This is a genomic window from Sulfurimonas sp. HSL3-7 (genome assembly GCF_039645985.1).
In the GTDB taxonomy this organism is placed as follows: Bacteria; Campylobacterota; Campylobacteria; order Campylobacterales; family Sulfurimonadaceae; genus Sulfonitrofixus; species Sulfonitrofixus jiaomeiensis.
The window spans coordinates 1,824,141-1,838,975 of sequence record NZ_CP147919.1 but is presented as its reverse complement, the minus strand read 5'-3'; the positions used below and the strand labels follow the sequence as shown (position 1 = coordinate 1,838,975).

At 49.9% G+C, this 14,835-nt stretch carries 16 protein-coding genes; 14 read left to right on the top strand and 2 right to left on the bottom strand.

Annotated elements, in window-relative coordinates:
- The first annotated feature begins 31 nt into the window (after positions 1 to 31).
- From ligA to WCY20_RS09155, 12 genes are all read left to right on the top strand, one after another.
- Positions 32 to 1,984 carry an NAD-dependent DNA ligase LigA gene (gene ligA, locus WCY20_RS09210; protein ID WP_345974573.1) on the top strand — a complete coding sequence of 651 codons (1,953 nt, stop codon included), beginning with the start codon at positions 32 to 34 and terminating at the stop codon, positions 1,982 to 1,984.
- Positions 1,981 to 2,568, top strand: a complete 588-nt coding sequence (locus WCY20_RS09205) for a porin family protein (RefSeq protein ID WP_345974571.1) — start codon at positions 1,981 to 1,983, stop codon at positions 2,566 to 2,568. Before ligA ends, WCY20_RS09205 begins: the two co-directional genes overlap by 4 nt.
- On the top strand, positions 2,568 to 3,275 hold the full coding sequence (locus WCY20_RS09200; protein WP_345974569.1) for a TlyA family RNA methyltransferase: 708 nt from the start codon (positions 2,568 to 2,570) through the stop codon (positions 3,273 to 3,275). Before WCY20_RS09205 ends, WCY20_RS09200 begins: the two co-directional genes overlap by 1 nt.
- Positions 3,262 to 4,083 carry a bifunctional riboflavin kinase/FAD synthetase gene (locus WCY20_RS09195; protein ID WP_345974567.1) on the top strand — a complete coding sequence of 274 codons (822 nt, stop codon included), beginning with the start codon at positions 3,262 to 3,264 and terminating at the stop codon, positions 4,081 to 4,083. The genes WCY20_RS09200 and WCY20_RS09195 overlap by 14 nt, the downstream gene beginning before the upstream one ends.
- Before the next feature lie 146 nt (positions 4,084 to 4,229).
- The gene (locus WCY20_RS09190) at positions 4,230 to 4,907 is read left to right on the top strand and encodes a F0F1 ATP synthase subunit A (RefSeq protein ID WP_345974566.1); all 678 of its coding nucleotides are present in this window, start codon (positions 4,230 to 4,232) and stop codon (positions 4,905 to 4,907) included.
- A 12-nt stretch (positions 4,908 to 4,919) separates the two neighbouring features.
- Positions 4,920 to 5,183, top strand: a complete 264-nt coding sequence (locus WCY20_RS09185) for a hypothetical protein (protein WP_345974564.1) — start codon at positions 4,920 to 4,922, stop codon at positions 5,181 to 5,183.
- 67 nt (positions 5,184 to 5,250) lie between these two features.
- Positions 5,251 to 5,808, top strand: a complete 558-nt coding sequence (locus tag WCY20_RS09180) for a thiamine phosphate synthase (RefSeq protein WP_345974562.1) — start codon at positions 5,251 to 5,253, stop codon at positions 5,806 to 5,808.
- A gap of 52 nt (positions 5,809 to 5,860) precedes the next feature.
- A complete protein-coding gene (gatB, locus tag WCY20_RS09175; protein WP_345974560.1) occupies positions 5,861 to 7,285 on the top strand; it encodes an Asp-tRNA(Asn)/Glu-tRNA(Gln) amidotransferase subunit GatB in 1,425 nt (474 codons plus the stop codon).
- A gap of 7 nt (positions 7,286 to 7,292) precedes the next feature.
- Positions 7,293 to 8,918, top strand: coding sequence for an ion transporter (locus WCY20_RS09170; protein WP_345974558.1), 1,626 nt, complete (start codon positions 7,293 to 7,295; stop codon positions 8,916 to 8,918).
- Positions 8,915 to 9,601: an NAD-binding protein gene (locus tag WCY20_RS09165; RefSeq protein WP_345974556.1), complete on the top strand. Its 687-nt coding sequence runs from the start codon at positions 8,915 to 8,917 to the stop codon at positions 9,599 to 9,601. Before WCY20_RS09170 ends, WCY20_RS09165 begins: the two co-directional genes overlap by 4 nt.
- Positions 9,601 to 10,497, top strand: a complete 897-nt coding sequence (locus WCY20_RS09160; protein WP_345974554.1) for an NAD(P)H-dependent glycerol-3-phosphate dehydrogenase — start codon at positions 9,601 to 9,603, stop codon at positions 10,495 to 10,497. The genes WCY20_RS09165 and WCY20_RS09160 overlap by 1 nt, the downstream gene beginning before the upstream one ends.
- 8 nt (positions 10,498 to 10,505) lie before the next feature.
- Positions 10,506 to 11,861, top strand: a complete 1,356-nt coding sequence (locus WCY20_RS09155) for a DASS family sodium-coupled anion symporter (protein WP_345974553.1) — start codon at positions 10,506 to 10,508, stop codon at positions 11,859 to 11,861.
- 307 nt (positions 11,862 to 12,168) lie between these two features.
- On the opposite strand, the gene WCY20_RS09150 is transcribed toward WCY20_RS09155, so the two are convergent.
- Positions 12,169 to 12,822 (bottom strand): endonuclease/exonuclease/phosphatase family protein, encoded by a 654-nt coding sequence (locus tag WCY20_RS09150; RefSeq protein ID WP_345978244.1) that lies wholly within the window; start codon positions 12,820 to 12,822, stop codon positions 12,169 to 12,171.
- Here WCY20_RS09150 and WCY20_RS09145 point away from each other — a divergent pair.
- Positions 12,766 to 12,903 (top strand): hypothetical protein, encoded by a 138-nt coding sequence (locus WCY20_RS09145; RefSeq protein ID WP_345974551.1) that lies wholly within the window; start codon positions 12,766 to 12,768, stop codon positions 12,901 to 12,903. The two genes, WCY20_RS09150 and WCY20_RS09145, sit on opposite strands and share 57 nt — an antisense overlap.
- Positions 12,904 to 12,916: 13 nt before the next feature.
- Here WCY20_RS09145 and WCY20_RS09140 read toward each other — a convergent pair whose 3' ends face one another.
- Positions 12,917 to 14,308: a phospholipase D-like domain-containing protein gene (locus WCY20_RS09140; protein ID WP_345974549.1), complete on the bottom strand. Its 1,392-nt coding sequence runs from the start codon at positions 14,306 to 14,308 to the stop codon at positions 12,917 to 12,919.
- Positions 14,309 to 14,533: 225 nt separating this feature from the next.
- Here WCY20_RS09140 and WCY20_RS09135 point away from each other — a divergent pair, with 225 nt between their 5' ends.
- Positions 14,534 to 14,824 (top strand): Dabb family protein, encoded by a 291-nt coding sequence (locus tag WCY20_RS09135; protein ID WP_345974547.1) that lies wholly within the window; start codon positions 14,534 to 14,536, stop codon positions 14,822 to 14,824.
- Positions 14,825 to 14,835 lie beyond the last annotated feature (11 nt).

Sequence of the window (14,835 nt, the reverse complement as noted above, 5' to 3'; positions counted from 1 at the left end):
GACCGGTTTCCGGTCGAAGTAAAGAGGCTGAATGACGCAAAAAGAGTATAAAAAAAACGTAGAGCTGTTAAACAAATACGCGTACCACTACTATGTGCTTGACGATCCTATCACGACGGATGAGGTGTATGACAAGCTCTATCATGAAGTGCTCGCCTACGAAGAGAAATATCCGGAAAATATCGATCCCTCATCGCCGACGCAGCGGGTGGGGGATGTGGCCTCACTCTCTTTTACAAAAGCAGTGCACCTTTCACGTATGTGGAGTCTCGAAGATATCTTCAACAGTGAAGATCTCCAGAAGTGGCTGGAGAAGGTGCACAGACTTTCAGACGGCATCTCCTTTTACTGTGAGCCCAAATACGATGGTGCGAGCCTGAACCTGATCTATGAGAACGGTGTGCTGACAAGAGCGATCACACGCGGCGACGGTGTCGAAGGCGAAGAGATCACTCAAAATGCGAAAACGATCAACTCGATTCCCCTGACGATCAACCATCCGGGCCGTCTTGAGGTCCGTGGGGAAGTGGTGATCTTTAAAAAGGAGTTCGAACGCATCAACGAAGAGCGTATGCAATCGGGCGAGAGTATCTTTGCAAACCCGAGAAACGCGGCTGCCGGTTCGCTCCGTCAGCTGGATCCGCGCATCACCGCCTCGCGCAACCTGGTCTTTTTGCCGTACGGCATCGGCGAGAACGATCTGGAGATTGGGCGTTTGAGTAAGCGGATGGAGTACATCTACGAGCTCGGTTTCCGTGCGCCGCCGGAAAGAGCTCTCTGCAAAGGGTTCGACGAGATCGAAGCCTTTTACCAAAAGATGAACACTGAACGCGACGATTATGTGATGATGATTGACGGGATGGTGATAAAGGTCGACCAGATCGAGGCGCAGGAGGAGATGGGGTACACGGTGAAAAATCCCCGCTGGTCGTGTGCCTACAAATTTCCGGCCGTTGAAAAGATCACCACGTTGAAAGATATTGTCCTGCAGGTCGGACGAAGCGGGGCGGTCACGCCGGTTGCCGTTGTCGAGCCGACGCCGATCGAAGGGGTCGTGGTCGAGCGGGCCACGCTGCACAATTTTGACGAGATCGACCGCAAAGATATCCGCATCGGCGACAAGGTGATCATTCTGCGTTCGGGCGATGTCATCCCCAAAATTGTCAAAGTGCTGACGCATGAGCGTGACGGTTCCCAACTGCCGTACAAGCGTCCGACCGAGTGCCCCGTCTGCCACAGTGAGCTGCTTGACGAAGGCGCCTTGACCAAGTGTCAGAACCTCACCTGCAGTGCGAGGGTGGTCAACGCCATCATCTATTTTGCCTCCAAACCGTGTCTGAACATTGACGGGCTGGGTGAAAAGATCGTCGAGACGCTTTATAACGAGGGGCTCATCAAGAGCGTGATCGATCTTTTTTCTCTGGAGCTCGACGCGCTTTTGGCGCTTGAGGGATTCAAAGAGAAAAAGAGCCAGAAACTTCTTGATGCGATTGAAGGGGCCAAAGGGTGTGAATGCTGGCGTTTCATCAATGCGCTCGGCATGGAACATATCGGGGAAGTGGCGTCGAAGAGTCTGTGCGGGCATTTCGGACTGGGGTTCAGCGAGGCGACCAAAGAGGAACTTGTCGCTATCGACGGCTTCGGCGAAGAGATGGCCAACTCGGTGCTTGAGTTTGTCCGCGTCAACGGCGAGAACATCAGGATACTCGAAGAGATACTGACACCGGTGGAACCGGCGCAAAAAGCGGATGTGGCCGAGAACCCCTTCAAAGAGAAGACCGTTGTTTTGACCGGTTCGATGAGCGAATCGCGCGGCAAGATCAAGATCATGCTCGAAGAGCTGGGCGCAAAGGTGGCGGGTTCCGTCTCAAAAAAGACGGACTACGTCATTTACGGTGACGATGCCGGAAGCAAATATGACAAAGCGGTGGCATTGGGCGTTGCGACGATCACCGAAGAGCAGATGCGGGAGATGTTGGCATGAAAAAGATAGTGCTTCTTCTGATGACCTTTGTTACGCTCTCCTTGGCCGAGCCGGTAGACAGGGTCGGCCCTTATATCGCGCTGGGCGGCGGTTATGCGCTTTTTAACGACGATACAAGGATGCAGGCCGATACGATCGACAACTCGTATAACCTCAATATCATCGGCGGTGTTTTTATCAACAAGTATCTTTCGGTAGAACTCGCTTACGACTATTACAAGCGATTTGAAAACGTTGAGAATGCCAATACGACCAAAATTACGGTCGTGGACGTGGATGCCAAGGCCCATTACCCGTTGTCGCAAGAGCGCATCGATCTGTACGCCGCTTTTGGAGCAGGACAGATACTGTGGCGTGAAAGTCTGCAGGGTGTATCGAACGACGACAAGTCAAATGTCCTAAGGGGTGATATCGGGGTAGGGGTCCGTGCTTTGGAGTGGTTGACCGTCAACATAGGCTACCGCAGGTACTTTTTCTCACTTGAACACAACACCGGTACGCTCGACAGCGATAACAACATCATATACGAGCGCTACAATATGGAAGTCAGTTCGGCTTATGCAAACATTGAGGTACAATTTTAATGCGTTTAGATCAATACCTGGTACAAGAGGGCTTTGTCGATTCAAGAACCAAAGCCCAGATACTGATAAAAGGGCGAAAAGTGAGTGTCAACGCCAAAGCGGTCACGAAACCTGCTTTCAATGTCACTGATGAGAAGGTCGAGGTTGCCGACGAGATGATCTATGTCTCAAGAGCGGCGCACAAGCTCAAGGGGTTTTTGCCAACGCTGCCTTTTACCCCGAAAGGGCTCGAAGCGCTTGACATTGGCGCAAGTACAGGCGGCTTTACCCAGGTCCTTCTTGAAGAGGGTGTCAAAAGTGTGACCTGTGTCGATGTCGGACGCGGACAGCTGCACCAGAAACTGCTTGATGATAATCGTGTCACCAGTTTTGAAAATATGGATATCCGTGATTATCCACGACAAAAACAGTATGATCTTGTTACCAGCGATGTCTCTTTTATCTCCCTGCATCATATCCTGGAGTCGGTTGATGCGCTGAGTAAAAAGTGGATCATCCTGCTTTTTAAACCGCAGTTTGAGGTGGGCAAAGATGTCAAACGTGACAGCAACGGTGTCGTGACGGATGACAAGGCTATTGCCGCCGCTAAAACGCGTTTTGAAGAGGCGACCAAGGCGTTGGGCTGGAGACTGGTCCATCATGAACCCTCAAAACTCAGCGGTAAAGAGGGCAATATAGAGGAGTGTTACTGTTTTGAAAAATGTTAAAGCGATAGCGATAGGCGGGTTTGACGGCATGCATATCGGGCATCAAAAACTTTTTGAGGCCGTGGGAGAGACGGGGGCTGTTTTAGTGATCGAGACGGGCTATGCCAACCTGACCCCCGGGCGGGCAAGAGAGCATTACACAGATCTGCCGGTTTTTTATTATGAACTTGAGACTATCCGTCATCTTGATGCAGAAGGTTTTATTGCAAAACTCTCCGAAGAATTTCCAAAACTGGAGAAGATCGTTGTTGGGTATGATTTTCATTTTGGCAAGGACCGCCGTTATGCCATTGACGATCTGCGTGCGTATTTCAGCGGGGAGGTCGAGGTGATCGACGAGGTCGCGATCGACAACGATTCGGTCCATTCGCACAAGATCCGGGCCAAACTGCAGATCGGTGATGTCAAAGGGGCGAACCGGTTTTTAGGGTATAACTATACGGTCCACGGCGAAAAGGTACCGGGGCAGGGACTTGGAGAAAAAGAGCTTTTCGCAACGATCAACATCGATGTAAAAGGGTTTCTCCTGCCCAAAGAGGGGGTCTATGTCACTTTTGCCCGTTTGGACGACGAAGAACATTACCACCCTGCGGTTACTTTTATCGGTCACCGTGTAACGACGGACGGCTCTTTTGCCGTCGAAACGCACATTTTAGACATGAATGTCGGCGATATTAAAAGAGTACGCATCTCTTTCGTCGACTTTATCCGACCGAACAAAAAGTTTGAGAACCTGGAGAGCTTGAAAGCAGCGATCGCCGATGATATAGCGATTGCAAAGCGTGATACACAGCGGCTGAGTCTTTAAGCGCCTGTTTGGATTCTACTCTTTGCTTATTTGATACAGAATCAGTGAATTTGCGCAATTCGCTGATAAAGAGGGGCTCTTCTTAGAAACTTTTAATCCAAGAGAGAGTAAAATCGCGGAACTATTTTGCATTTAAGGAACGATGAATGGGTGAATTATTTACATTCTTTGGTCTGATCAGTCATGATCACACTTTTATCTATATGACGCACATGCTGCTTACAGCACTGATTGTAGTTGTTATCGCCAAGCTGGCAACAAGCAACATGAAAGTGGTTCCAACCGGAACACAAAACCTTTTAGAAGCTTACCTTGGCGGCGTACTTGCCATGGGTGCGGACGTAATGGGTAAGGAAGAGGCGCGCCGCTATCTTCCGCTTGTTGCGACGATCGGTCTTTTCGTCGGTATTGCCAACCTTATCGGTATCGTTCCGGGCTTCGAAGCACCGTCAGCGTTCCTTGACTTCACACTGGCTCTTGCGCTTGTCGTTTTTGTCTACTACAACTTCGAAGGTATCCGCCGTAACGGTGTTATCGCCTATTTCAAACACTTCTTCGGCCCGGTCTGGTGGTTGGCATGGTTGATGTTCCCGATCGAGATCGTTTCGCACATTTCACGTATCATCTCTCTCTCTTTCCGTCTTTTCGGTAATGTCAAGGGTGATGATATGTTCCTGATGGTACTTTTGATGCTGGCTCCGTGGTTGCTGCCGATGATCCCGTTCGCACTGCTTACCTTCATGGCGTTGCTTCAAGCATTCATCTTCATGATGCTGACATACGTCTACCTTGGCGGCGCGATCCAGATCCACGACGAGCACTAAACACTCTGCCGTATGAAGCGAAGTGTTTTTGATAACATCATCAGCTTCCTTCTAGGCATCTCCTGGGCATTTATTGTCCTCGGTGCCTACATCGTCTTTAAAATCTTTCTTTTTATGGGTGTCGGTTCGGCACTCTTTTTCGCCATACTCTATATCATCCTCGGCCTGTTTTTCATTCTTCTGCTTGAAACGATGCTAACCTATAAAGAGCGTTTAAACGAGTCAAAAAAACAGACAGAGCTTCTCGAAGACATCCGCGACGCACTTCGGACATAAGGTCCGGCTCCAACTGTTCCAAGACGAGGTTGTCTGATATGAAATATGAAAGATTAGAGGCCGAGAGATGAAGTCCTATCTGATAACCGATCCCCGGTTCTACTCAACAACGCCGACAACGTTTCGTATGACCATGCAAAAGACTTTGCAAAAACATCAACCCGATTTTGCACTCTACCGGGACAAGAACAACCCGGATTACGCCGAAATGGCGAAACTGTTCCTGGAGCTCTGTTCAGGCTCCGGCAAAACAAAAGCCATACTGCACGGCAATGTCGGACTTGCCGCCGAACTTCATGCATACGGGGTGCACCTGACGTCACAGCAGTTCGACGAGATCGAAGCAGCAAAAGCGTCGGGACTCTTTGTTGTCATCTCCTGCCACAGTGAAGCGGAAATCCTCGAAGCGCAGCGAAGAGGGGCCGATGCCGTCACTTACAGCCCCATTTTCAACACACCGGACAAGGGTGAGCCGAAGGGTTTAGAGGATTTAAATGAAAGAGTGGCTAAAATAAGCCTACCTATTATCGCGCTGGGCGGGATCACCACGAAAGCGCAGGTTAAAGCGGTTGAGCAGAGCGGCTGTTACGGCTTTGCTTCGATCCGCTACTTTATAGACAATTAAAAAATATTTTAAAAAAGTCAGTCCCGGGACTGACCTCTCCACAAGGAAACCAATGTTTGAAGTCGTTATCGGCCTTGAAGTCCACGTCCAACTCAACACAGATACCAAACTCTTTTGTTCATGCCCGACCAGTTTCAATGACCGTCCCAATGTCAACACTTGTCCGACCTGTTTAGCACTTCCGGGTGCTTTGCCGGTCCTTAACAAAAGCGTCCTGGAAAAATCGGTAATGCTCGGAACGGCGATCGGTGCGACGGTCAACCGTACCTCGTTCTTCGACCGCAAGTCCTACTTCTACCCGGACAGTCCGTCCGCATACCAGATTACACAGCTCTACACGCCTGTGGTCGAGCACGGCAAGCTGGAGATCGATTTTGAGGACGGCTCCAAAAAGACCATCCGCATCAACCGTGCGCATATCGAAGCGGATGCCGGTAAAAACATCCACGAAGGGGCTGTCTCCAAAGTGGACCTGAACCGTGCGGGAACACCGCTTCTGGAGATCGTCTCTGAGCCGGATATGCGTTCAGCCGAAGAGGCAGTCCTGTACGTCAAAAAGCTGCACTCGATCGTCCGTTACCTTGACATCTCCAATGCGAATATGCAGGAGGGGTCGTTCCGTGTCGACGTCAACGTCTCAATCCGCCCGAAAGGCGATGAAAAGCTCTATACCCGTGTCGAGATCAAGAACATCAACAGCTTCCGCTTTATCCAGAAAGCGATCGAGATCGAGGTAGAGCGCCAGATTGAAGCGTGGGAAGACGGGGTCTATGACGAAGAGATCTACCAGGAGACCCGTCTGTTTGACCAGAACAAGCAGGAGACCCGTTCAATGCGCGGCAAGGAAGAAGCGGCGGATTACCGCTATTTCCCGGAACCTGACCTGCTCAAAGCGGTGATCGATGACGAGATGTTTGAAACGTACTCGCAGATCCCGGAACTGCCGGATGAGAAAAAAGAGCGTCTGGTCTCCGAATACGGTATGCGTGAATATGACGCCGCCGTTATTACCGCCGAGCTTGAGACGGCACACTTCTTTGAAGCGATGCTTGCAGAGGGCATCAATGCCAAAAATGCGGTTACCTGGCTGACAGTGGAGCTGCAGGGACGCCTTAAAGGCGGCATGACGATCACAAGTTCTCCAGTGGATGCCAAGACACTCGGAACCCTTGTCAAGCGGATCGAAGACAAAACGATCAGCGGAAAGGCGGCAAAAGAGGTCCTTGACTATCTGATGGAGAACGAGAGCGATGTCGACGGTGCGATCGATAAGCTCGGTCTTAAACAGATGAACGACACCGGTGCTCTGGAAAAGATCATTGATGAGATCATCGCAGCCAATGCTGACAAGGTGGAAGAGTACCGCGGCGGCAAGGACAAACTCTTCGGCTTCTTTGTCGGTCAGACGATGAAAGCGAGCAAGGGAACGGCCAATCCGCAAACGGTCAACGAGATGCTGAAAGCAAAACTCGGCTAGAGATCCGATGATGCAAGAAGAGCTTACAGAGTCAGAGCGGGTCTCTTCTTCATCGTATAAACAGAAATATGTCGGGCTGCTTTCGCGGTTTCTGGTCGATACGGCCTATTTCCTAAAGACATCACCGCGCTACAAGAGTGCGAAAAACTTCTTCTACAATCTTCTTGAAAACAATGCCTTTGTCTATAAACGCTATTTTGACCTCTTTATGATGGTGCTGATCTTTTCAAGCGTCATTATCCTGATTCGAGAAGTGCGTCATGAGATCAATGATTTTTGGGCCGTTTTCAACAACTACATCATCTCGGTGATCTTTCTGATCGAATATCTGCTGCGTTTCTGGGTGATCAGCGACTCGTCCGATATCGTCATCGACCAGTATGAGAGAGACGAACATCTGCAGCGGCGTTTTCGTACCGGGCACGCGCTCTTCAAGATATTTCTTGCCAAATGGAACTATGTCCGTTCGCCGGCGGCGATCATCGACCTTCTGGCGATTATGCCGTTCTTCCATGAACTGAGGCTGCTGCGGCTTTTCATACTGTTTCGGGTCTTCAAAATCTTCCGCTACACCCAGAATATGCAGTATTTCGGTTACATTCTTTCGCACAAAAAGTTCGAACTGCTGACCCTTTTGACTTTCGCGAGCGTCGTGGTCTTCGTCGCTTCGGTTCTAATCTATGTGATGGAGTCCAACAACCCGAATTCGCCGATCAACACTCTTTTCGATGCGTTTTACTGGTCGATCGTGACGATCTCGACTGTCGGATACGGCGATGTGACCCCGGTGACAAGCGAGGGACGGACGGTGGCTATCGTCGTGATCATCTCGGGTATCGCGGTGATCTCTTTCGCCACCTCGATCGTCGTCACCGCCTTTACCGAAAAGCTGGATGATATCCGCGAGAACAAAATACTGGCAGACGTCAAAGGGCTCAAACACTTCTATCTGATCTGCGGCTACGGCATCGTCGCCCGTCAGACCGCTTCGAAACTGCGCCGAAGCGGCCGCAACGTCGTGGTTCTGGATACGGACCATCAGCGGGTCAAAGAGGCAAAAGAAAATCAGCTTTATGCTCTGCAGTTAGATGCGGCATCGCTCTCCTCCTATCAAAAGATGGGACTCGATTTTGAGAAACAGGTGAACGCCGTTATTCTGCTGGGTGAGAGTGATATCGCCAATGTCTACACCGCGCTGACACTGCGTTCCATCGATCACAATATGCGGATTCTTTCCCTGTTGCATGACAAAAGAAACCGCCGCAAGCTGCAGCTTGCCGGGGTCAACCATATCGTCTATTCTCAGGAGCTGATCGGACTGCTTTCCAAAGAGTACAGCGGCCGGCCGATCGCTTTCGAGACGATGAGCATGCTGCGTGCGGAAGAGTCGGGTACGGCGATGGAAGAGATCGTTGTAAATGAACGGATCGCAGACAACTTCAAGAAGGTCGATGATATGCATATCCGCCGGCACCGGCTCCTGCTGATCGGACTGTCAAAAGTGAGTGCAGAAGGCTTCCTTTTCAATCCGCCGCCGGAGACGCCTCTGGAGAAGGGGGATATTATGATCGTCGCGGGTGAACATTCGATGATCAACGAGTTCAGACTATTTACCCATATGAGGTTGCGATGAAGACATATCATGTGGTCGTTTTCGGTTATGAAGAGTTTGCCAAAGAGGTCGTACGGCAGGTCAGAGAGGCTTATCTCGGCGTAGAGGTCTATGCACTGACCGAGGCCTCTGTCGAGGAGGCTAAAAAAGAGGGGATTGCCGCCAAAATATTTGATCTTGATGACAACTGGGATGAGTTCAAGCGTTTTAATATGCAGGAGACCCTCTTCATCTGTGCACTGGACGATGACGTTTCGAATGTCTTTTTGACGATCGGTCTGCGTGACGGCCTGGATGATGCCAGGCTGATCGCGCTCGCCTCGACCCAGGAACATGCCTCAAAACTTCGTCTGGCCGGAGCGAACAAGGTGATCTCCAAACTTCAGACGACGGCAGATATCATCATCGAGGTGCTTGAACGGCCGATCGTCACCTATGTCATGGGGGAGATCATGCAGGAAGAGGCGGCCTTGAAAACGGTACAGATCGTACTCGAAGCCGGTTCGCCGCTCATCGGCGAGCTACTGTATGACGTTTCGCTGCAGCTGCAGAGCGAGTTGATCGTTCTGGCCGTTGTTGACGAGACGATGCAGACCCATTTCGTGTTTACATCAAAAGGGTATAAACACCGAATTGAAGTGGGGGATATTTTAGTTGTGATCGGATATGATGAGAATATTGAGAAACTTAAAAGGAGAGTGTAGTGAAGAAGATAGGCGTTATTGGAGCGGGGAAATGGGGACAGGCGCTTGCGTTTGCTTTTCGTCAAAATCCCGAGAACGAGGTCTATATCACCTCGCGGACAAAGCGTGATATCGAAAACTTTGTTTCACTCGAAGAGGTACTGAAGCTGGAGTATCTGGTCATGGCGATACCGGCACAGCAGGTGGCCTGTTGGCTGGATGACCACTTTACCTATCATGACCAGAAAGTCCTGGTCGCCGCCAAAGGTATCGAAGCTTCCAGCGGTCGTTTTCTTAACGAGATTTTCGTAAAACATGTGCCCGAAGCCTGCCTGGCCTATCTTTCCGGCCCTTCATTCGCAGCCGAGGTCATGCAGTCACTGCCTACCGCCCTGGTGATCAACTCCACTGACGAGCAGCTCGCGATGGCTTTTGCCGAATTTTTTCCCGCCTTTATCCGTACCTATGTGAGTGCCGATGTGGTGGGGGCCGAGGTGTCAGGCTCCTATAAAAACGTGATCGCTATCGCAGCGGGGATCACGCAGGGGCTGAAGCTCGGCAATAATGCAAGTGCGTCACTTATCTCCCGCGGTCTGGTCGAGATGCACCGTTTTGGCAAGCATTACGGTGCCGAAGATGACACCTTTTTGGGTCTCAGCGGTGCGGGGGATCTTTTCCTGACAGCGTCTTCGACCATGTCACGTAATTTTCGCGTGGGTCTGGGACTTGCCGCTGGGAAATCGCAAACGGAGATTCTTGAAGAATTGGGTGAGGTGGCCGAGGGAATCGGTACGGCCTATGCGCTCAATATTATTGCCGCAGAACGCGGTATCTACCTGCCTATCGCAGCAGAGGTTTATGCTATTTTAGAAGGCAAAGAGCCGCTGAAAAGCCTGAACGATCTTTTGACGCGCTAGGGATAACGATGAATGAAGAGCGTCTACAGATAAAGAAGATAGCAACTGCGCTGATTCTGGGTGTTCTTTCGTTCGCTCTTGCCTTCCTTTTTCTGAACTATCAGCAGTCGGCGTTAATCGGGGCGCTGGTCCTTTTAGTGACGCTTTGGACCAATGAGGGACTCGCCCTTGGTGTGGCCTCTCTTTTACCGATCGTCCTTTTTCCGACGCTGGGTATTTTAAGTACCAAAGCGACAACGGTCAACTATGCCAATCCCATCATCTATCTTTTTTTCGGGGGATTTTTACTGGCAATAGCGGTGGAAAAGACAGGGCTGCATACCTGGATCGCAGACAAGGTATTGCTGCTGTTTCCCAATACGGCAAAGGGGATCGTCTTCTCTCTGACGATCACTTCGGGCCTGCTCAGCTCCATACTCTCCAATACGACAACGGCCCTGCTGCTGATCCCTATAGCGCTCTATCTCTCTGCTGAGCCTAAGCTCAAACTCCGTTTCGCACTTTCTATTGCCTATGGGGCGAGTGTAGGGGGGATATTGACGCCGATCGGGACGCCGCCGAACCTGATCCTTCTTGGGGTGATGGAGGAGAAAGGGATGGAAGCGATCCCCTTTTTTCAATGGATCTGGATGGTCGCGCCGCTCTCAGTCACGATGTTTATTGCGGTCGCCTCTGTGTTGAGTATCGGTGTCGGCAAGGTGAAAATAACGAGAAATATCGAGCATAAAGCGATGACACTGTCGCAGAAGAAAGTGATGTTCTTATTGGCCTCGCTGATGCTGCTGTTGTTGGTTAATGCGCCGATAAAACCTTACTGGAACGGTCTGGGGATGAGCGAACCGGTCATCCTGCTCTCTGCCGGGCTGCTTCTTTTCGCACCGCCGTTTCGTCTGCTTGAGTGGATGGGCGACAAAGATAAGATCCCGTACCGTATTATGCTGCTATTTGGTGCCGGTTTTTCGATTGCGGAGGCTTTCTCAGTGACCGGTTTGGCCGATCAGGTCGCTTCGTATATCGTGGGGATGACCACCCTGGCCCCGGTTCTGCTTCTGCTGGCCATTGCGGCGATCGTCACTTTTACGACGGAGGTGACCTCCAATACGGCACTGATCTCGATTATGCTGCCGGTGATTTACTCGGTGGCAGAGCAGAGTGGTATCGATACCCGTCTCTTCATGATGGTGGCGACACTCTGTGCCAGTTACGCCTTTATGCTGCCCATTGCGACACCACCGAATGCGATCGCCATGTCATCGGGGGTAGTGGATGTGAAGGTCATGGCGAAGTATGGGCTGGTCTTTAACCTGGTCGGTATTGCGCTGATCGTCCTGATCGCCAAACTCTTCTGGAGCCACCTTATTTGAAGCGTTAGCTGGGTCTGCCCCTTCGGGTATCGGCGCACTTTGCACAGAAGTTCACCTCTCGATGTACCGATGTACATCTTCGGGTTCACTTCTGCACAACCTGCACCAAATCTAACGCTTCAAAGTTCAGTTCTGGTTAAGATGAGCTGCGCCACCTTTCTTAACTCTTAACTCTTAACTCTTAACTCTTAACTCTTAACTCTTAACTCTTAACTCTTAACTCTTAACTCTTAACTCTTAACTCTTAACTCTTAACTCTTAACTCTTAACTCTTAACTCTTAACTCTTAACTCTTAACTCTTAACTCTTAACTCTTAACGCTGAACGTGGCATAGATGGGATTGTGGTCTGAGACGTTTTTGGTATCGATCGCTTCTGCTTTGAGCAGTTTAAGATCTTTGTAGAAGATATGGTCAAGGGGTTTTGCAAAGATCTGTTTGATGTGATGTTCCTGATGGACTTCTGCTTTTTCCAATCCGAGTGCTTGTTGAAAAGCTTCCAGTGCCTTCATCCGTTTTTTCGTCCAGTTGTTGAAATCTCCTCCGACGATCATCGGTCCGCTGCAGCTGTGCAGCTCCGTTTTGATCTTCTCCAGCTCTTTCGTAAATATCTTTATAGAGACAAAATTGATGGCATGAATATTGACAACGTGGAGATTCTGGCCATTAGGAAGCTGGTGGTGTGTGATGAGCATACTTTTATGGGTGATCATACCGACCTCGCGGCGGTGCGAGAGGTTCTGGCGGATCTTTTTAAAAGCGACCTGGGTCGCTGTCAAGACACCGTAGAGGTGCTGAAACGTCTCGATGTTGCTTGCCATTGCATAGGAGAAATCGTCCAGGATAGAGGCCATTTTTTTGGGAAACTTGGCCTCTTGAAAGAGGAGAAAATCTGACGGGTAGTCGTGAAGAATGGCTTTGAAGGCGTGCTGAAATTGCGGTTGAAGGTTCTCTTTATGAATGTTCCATACAAGCAGGGAAAACTCTTTTGGGAGGAGGTGATGCTGGTGCTGAAGTTGTTGCGGGAAGAGCTTGGGTTTTAAAATAGGTGATCCTTTAGAGCTGCGGAGCTAAGATACGCATGAAATTTTCTATGATACGACGCAATTTTGAAGCCTCCGGCATTCGCGTCTCTGCATTGTCGATAAAACCTTTCATCCACGCCTCTATCTCGCCGATGATGGTTTCAGAATAGGCAAAACTGACGGCTTCGTAATTGAGCAGCAAAGAGCGGTTGTCAATATTGACTGAGCCGATCATGACCGCCTTCCTGTCAAAGAGAATGGCTTTGGCATGCAGAATATTACCTGTATACAAGACCAGATCAATGCCTTCTTCCTGGAGTTCGCGCATGTAGGAACTTCGGCTCAAGTCGGCGACGATGTGATCGGATTGTTTCGGTGTGATCAGTTTGATATCAAGCCCTTTGTGTTTGGCGATTCGAAGTGCCAGCATCAGGGTCTCATCGGGTAAAAAATAGGGGGTGACGATCCAGATGCGCTCTGTCGCGGAGTGGATCGCACTGATGAGCGCTTCAAAAAGGGCATCCCCTTCGATGTCGGGTCCGGAGGGTACGACCTGGATATAGGCGTCACCGTAGACTTTCTTAACAGGCAGGGCTGCCTGGCGAAGTGCAGAACCGGTGGCATAGGCCCAGTCGGCTTCAAAGATCTGGGCATACTGGTAGGCCGCATCCCCCTGTGATTTGAACAGTATATCCCCCCATTGACGCGGGTCCTTTGCCGGTCCCATATACTTCTTTGAGAGGTTCATCCCTCCGGTGATCAGGGTGGTTTCGTCAAAAAGGTAGATCTTGCGGTGGTTGCGAAGATTGATGGAGTTCTGATAGGGCAGACGAAGAAGAGGCATGAAAAAGTGGACCTCACATCCCGCTTTTCTCAGTTTTTTGAGCGGACCTTGAAAAAAATAGAGTTTGTAGGAGCCGAGCGAGTCAAGCAGCAGCCGTACATGAATACCTTCTGAGGCTTTCTCTATCAGGGCATTGATGATTGTTTTTGTGACCTTGTCTTTTTTCAGGAGATAGGTGCTGAGACTGATGCTCTTCTTCGCATTTTTGATCTCATCCATTAGGGTTTCGTAGGCTTTGACATTGTCACTGATAAACTCGAAACTGTTATGTGCGCTTACCCCGGCAATGCCGTTGGAACGCAGGATACCGTCGATGCTGTTGACCTTTCCTGCCGTTTCACCGACCCCTTTGACGTGCAGCGAAGACTTGCTCTTTTTAACCGGACGTTTGCGAATACCGAAGATAACGTAGAGCAGAATGGAGACGTAGGGTACGATCACCATCAGCAGGAGCCAGGATATGATACTTGTCGGAGAACGTCTTTGATAGAGCATATGCAGCATGGCAAACACGATGATGATCTCGGTTATGATAAAAACGCCGTGCAGGCCCAAAAATTCGAACAGGTTACTTTGCATTGAAAAGCTTCCGTCGATTCTGAATGATCAGAACAAGACAAAGCGGCCAAAACGTATTTAAAACGGGACGGTTGTTCAGATCAGAGAAATAGTAGAGAAGAGGCAGACAGGCAAGAAAAGGCCATGTCAAAAAGTAGAAAAAAAGAATTGCACTGCCATAAAGTTCTCTCATAAACAGATAGTAGCCTAGTTTGGGTAAAATTGCGAAAAAGAAATGGAGAAAAAATGATCGTTCATATTGTGATGTTTACATTCAAAGAGGAAAACAAGGCAGAAAATATTGCCAAGGCTAAAGAGATGCTTGAAGCACTTGTCGAAAAGATCGATCCGCTGCTTTCCATGGAAGTGGGCATTGATTTCAACGGCAGTGAACGGGCGATGGACCTCTCCTTGATCTCGACATTTGAAACAAAAGAGGGGCTGGCGGAGTATGCCACGCATCCGGCGCATCTGGAAGTTGTTGCTTTCATTAAAGAGGTGACGACATCAAGCAAAGTGGTGGATTACGAAAAGTAAGGTTCGCCGGG

Coding starts and splice junctions, on each gene's coding strand:
- ligA (WP_345974573.1), top strand. CDS start 32: ATGACGCAAAAAGAGTATAAAAAAAACGTAGAGCTGTTAAACAAATAC.
- WCY20_RS09205 (WP_345974571.1), top strand. CDS start 1,981: ATGAAAAAGATAGTGCTTCTTCTGATGACCTTTGTTACGCTCTCCTTG.
- WCY20_RS09200 (WP_345974569.1), top strand. CDS start 2,568: ATGCGTTTAGATCAATACCTGGTACAAGAGGGCTTTGTCGATTCAAGA.
- WCY20_RS09190 (WP_345974566.1), top strand. CDS start 4,230: ATGGGTGAATTATTTACATTCTTTGGTCTGATCAGTCATGATCACACT.
- WCY20_RS09185 (WP_345974564.1), top strand. CDS start 4,920: ATGAAGCGAAGTGTTTTTGATAACATCATCAGCTTCCTTCTAGGCATC.
- WCY20_RS09180 (WP_345974562.1), top strand. CDS start 5,251: ATGAAGTCCTATCTGATAACCGATCCCCGGTTCTACTCAACAACGCCG.
- gatB (WP_345974560.1), top strand. CDS start 5,861: ATGTTTGAAGTCGTTATCGGCCTTGAAGTCCACGTCCAACTCAACACA.
- WCY20_RS09170 (WP_345974558.1), top strand. CDS start 7,293: ATGATGCAAGAAGAGCTTACAGAGTCAGAGCGGGTCTCTTCTTCATCG.
- WCY20_RS09165 (WP_345974556.1), top strand. CDS start 8,915: ATGAAGACATATCATGTGGTCGTTTTCGGTTATGAAGAGTTTGCCAAA.
- WCY20_RS09155 (WP_345974553.1), top strand. CDS start 10,506: ATGAATGAAGAGCGTCTACAGATAAAGAAGATAGCAACTGCGCTGATT.
- WCY20_RS09140 (WP_345974549.1), bottom strand. CDS start 14,308: ATGCAAAGTAACCTGTTCGAATTTTTGGGCCTGCACGGCGTTTTTATC.
- WCY20_RS09135 (WP_345974547.1), top strand. CDS start 14,534: ATGATCGTTCATATTGTGATGTTTACATTCAAAGAGGAAAACAAGGCA.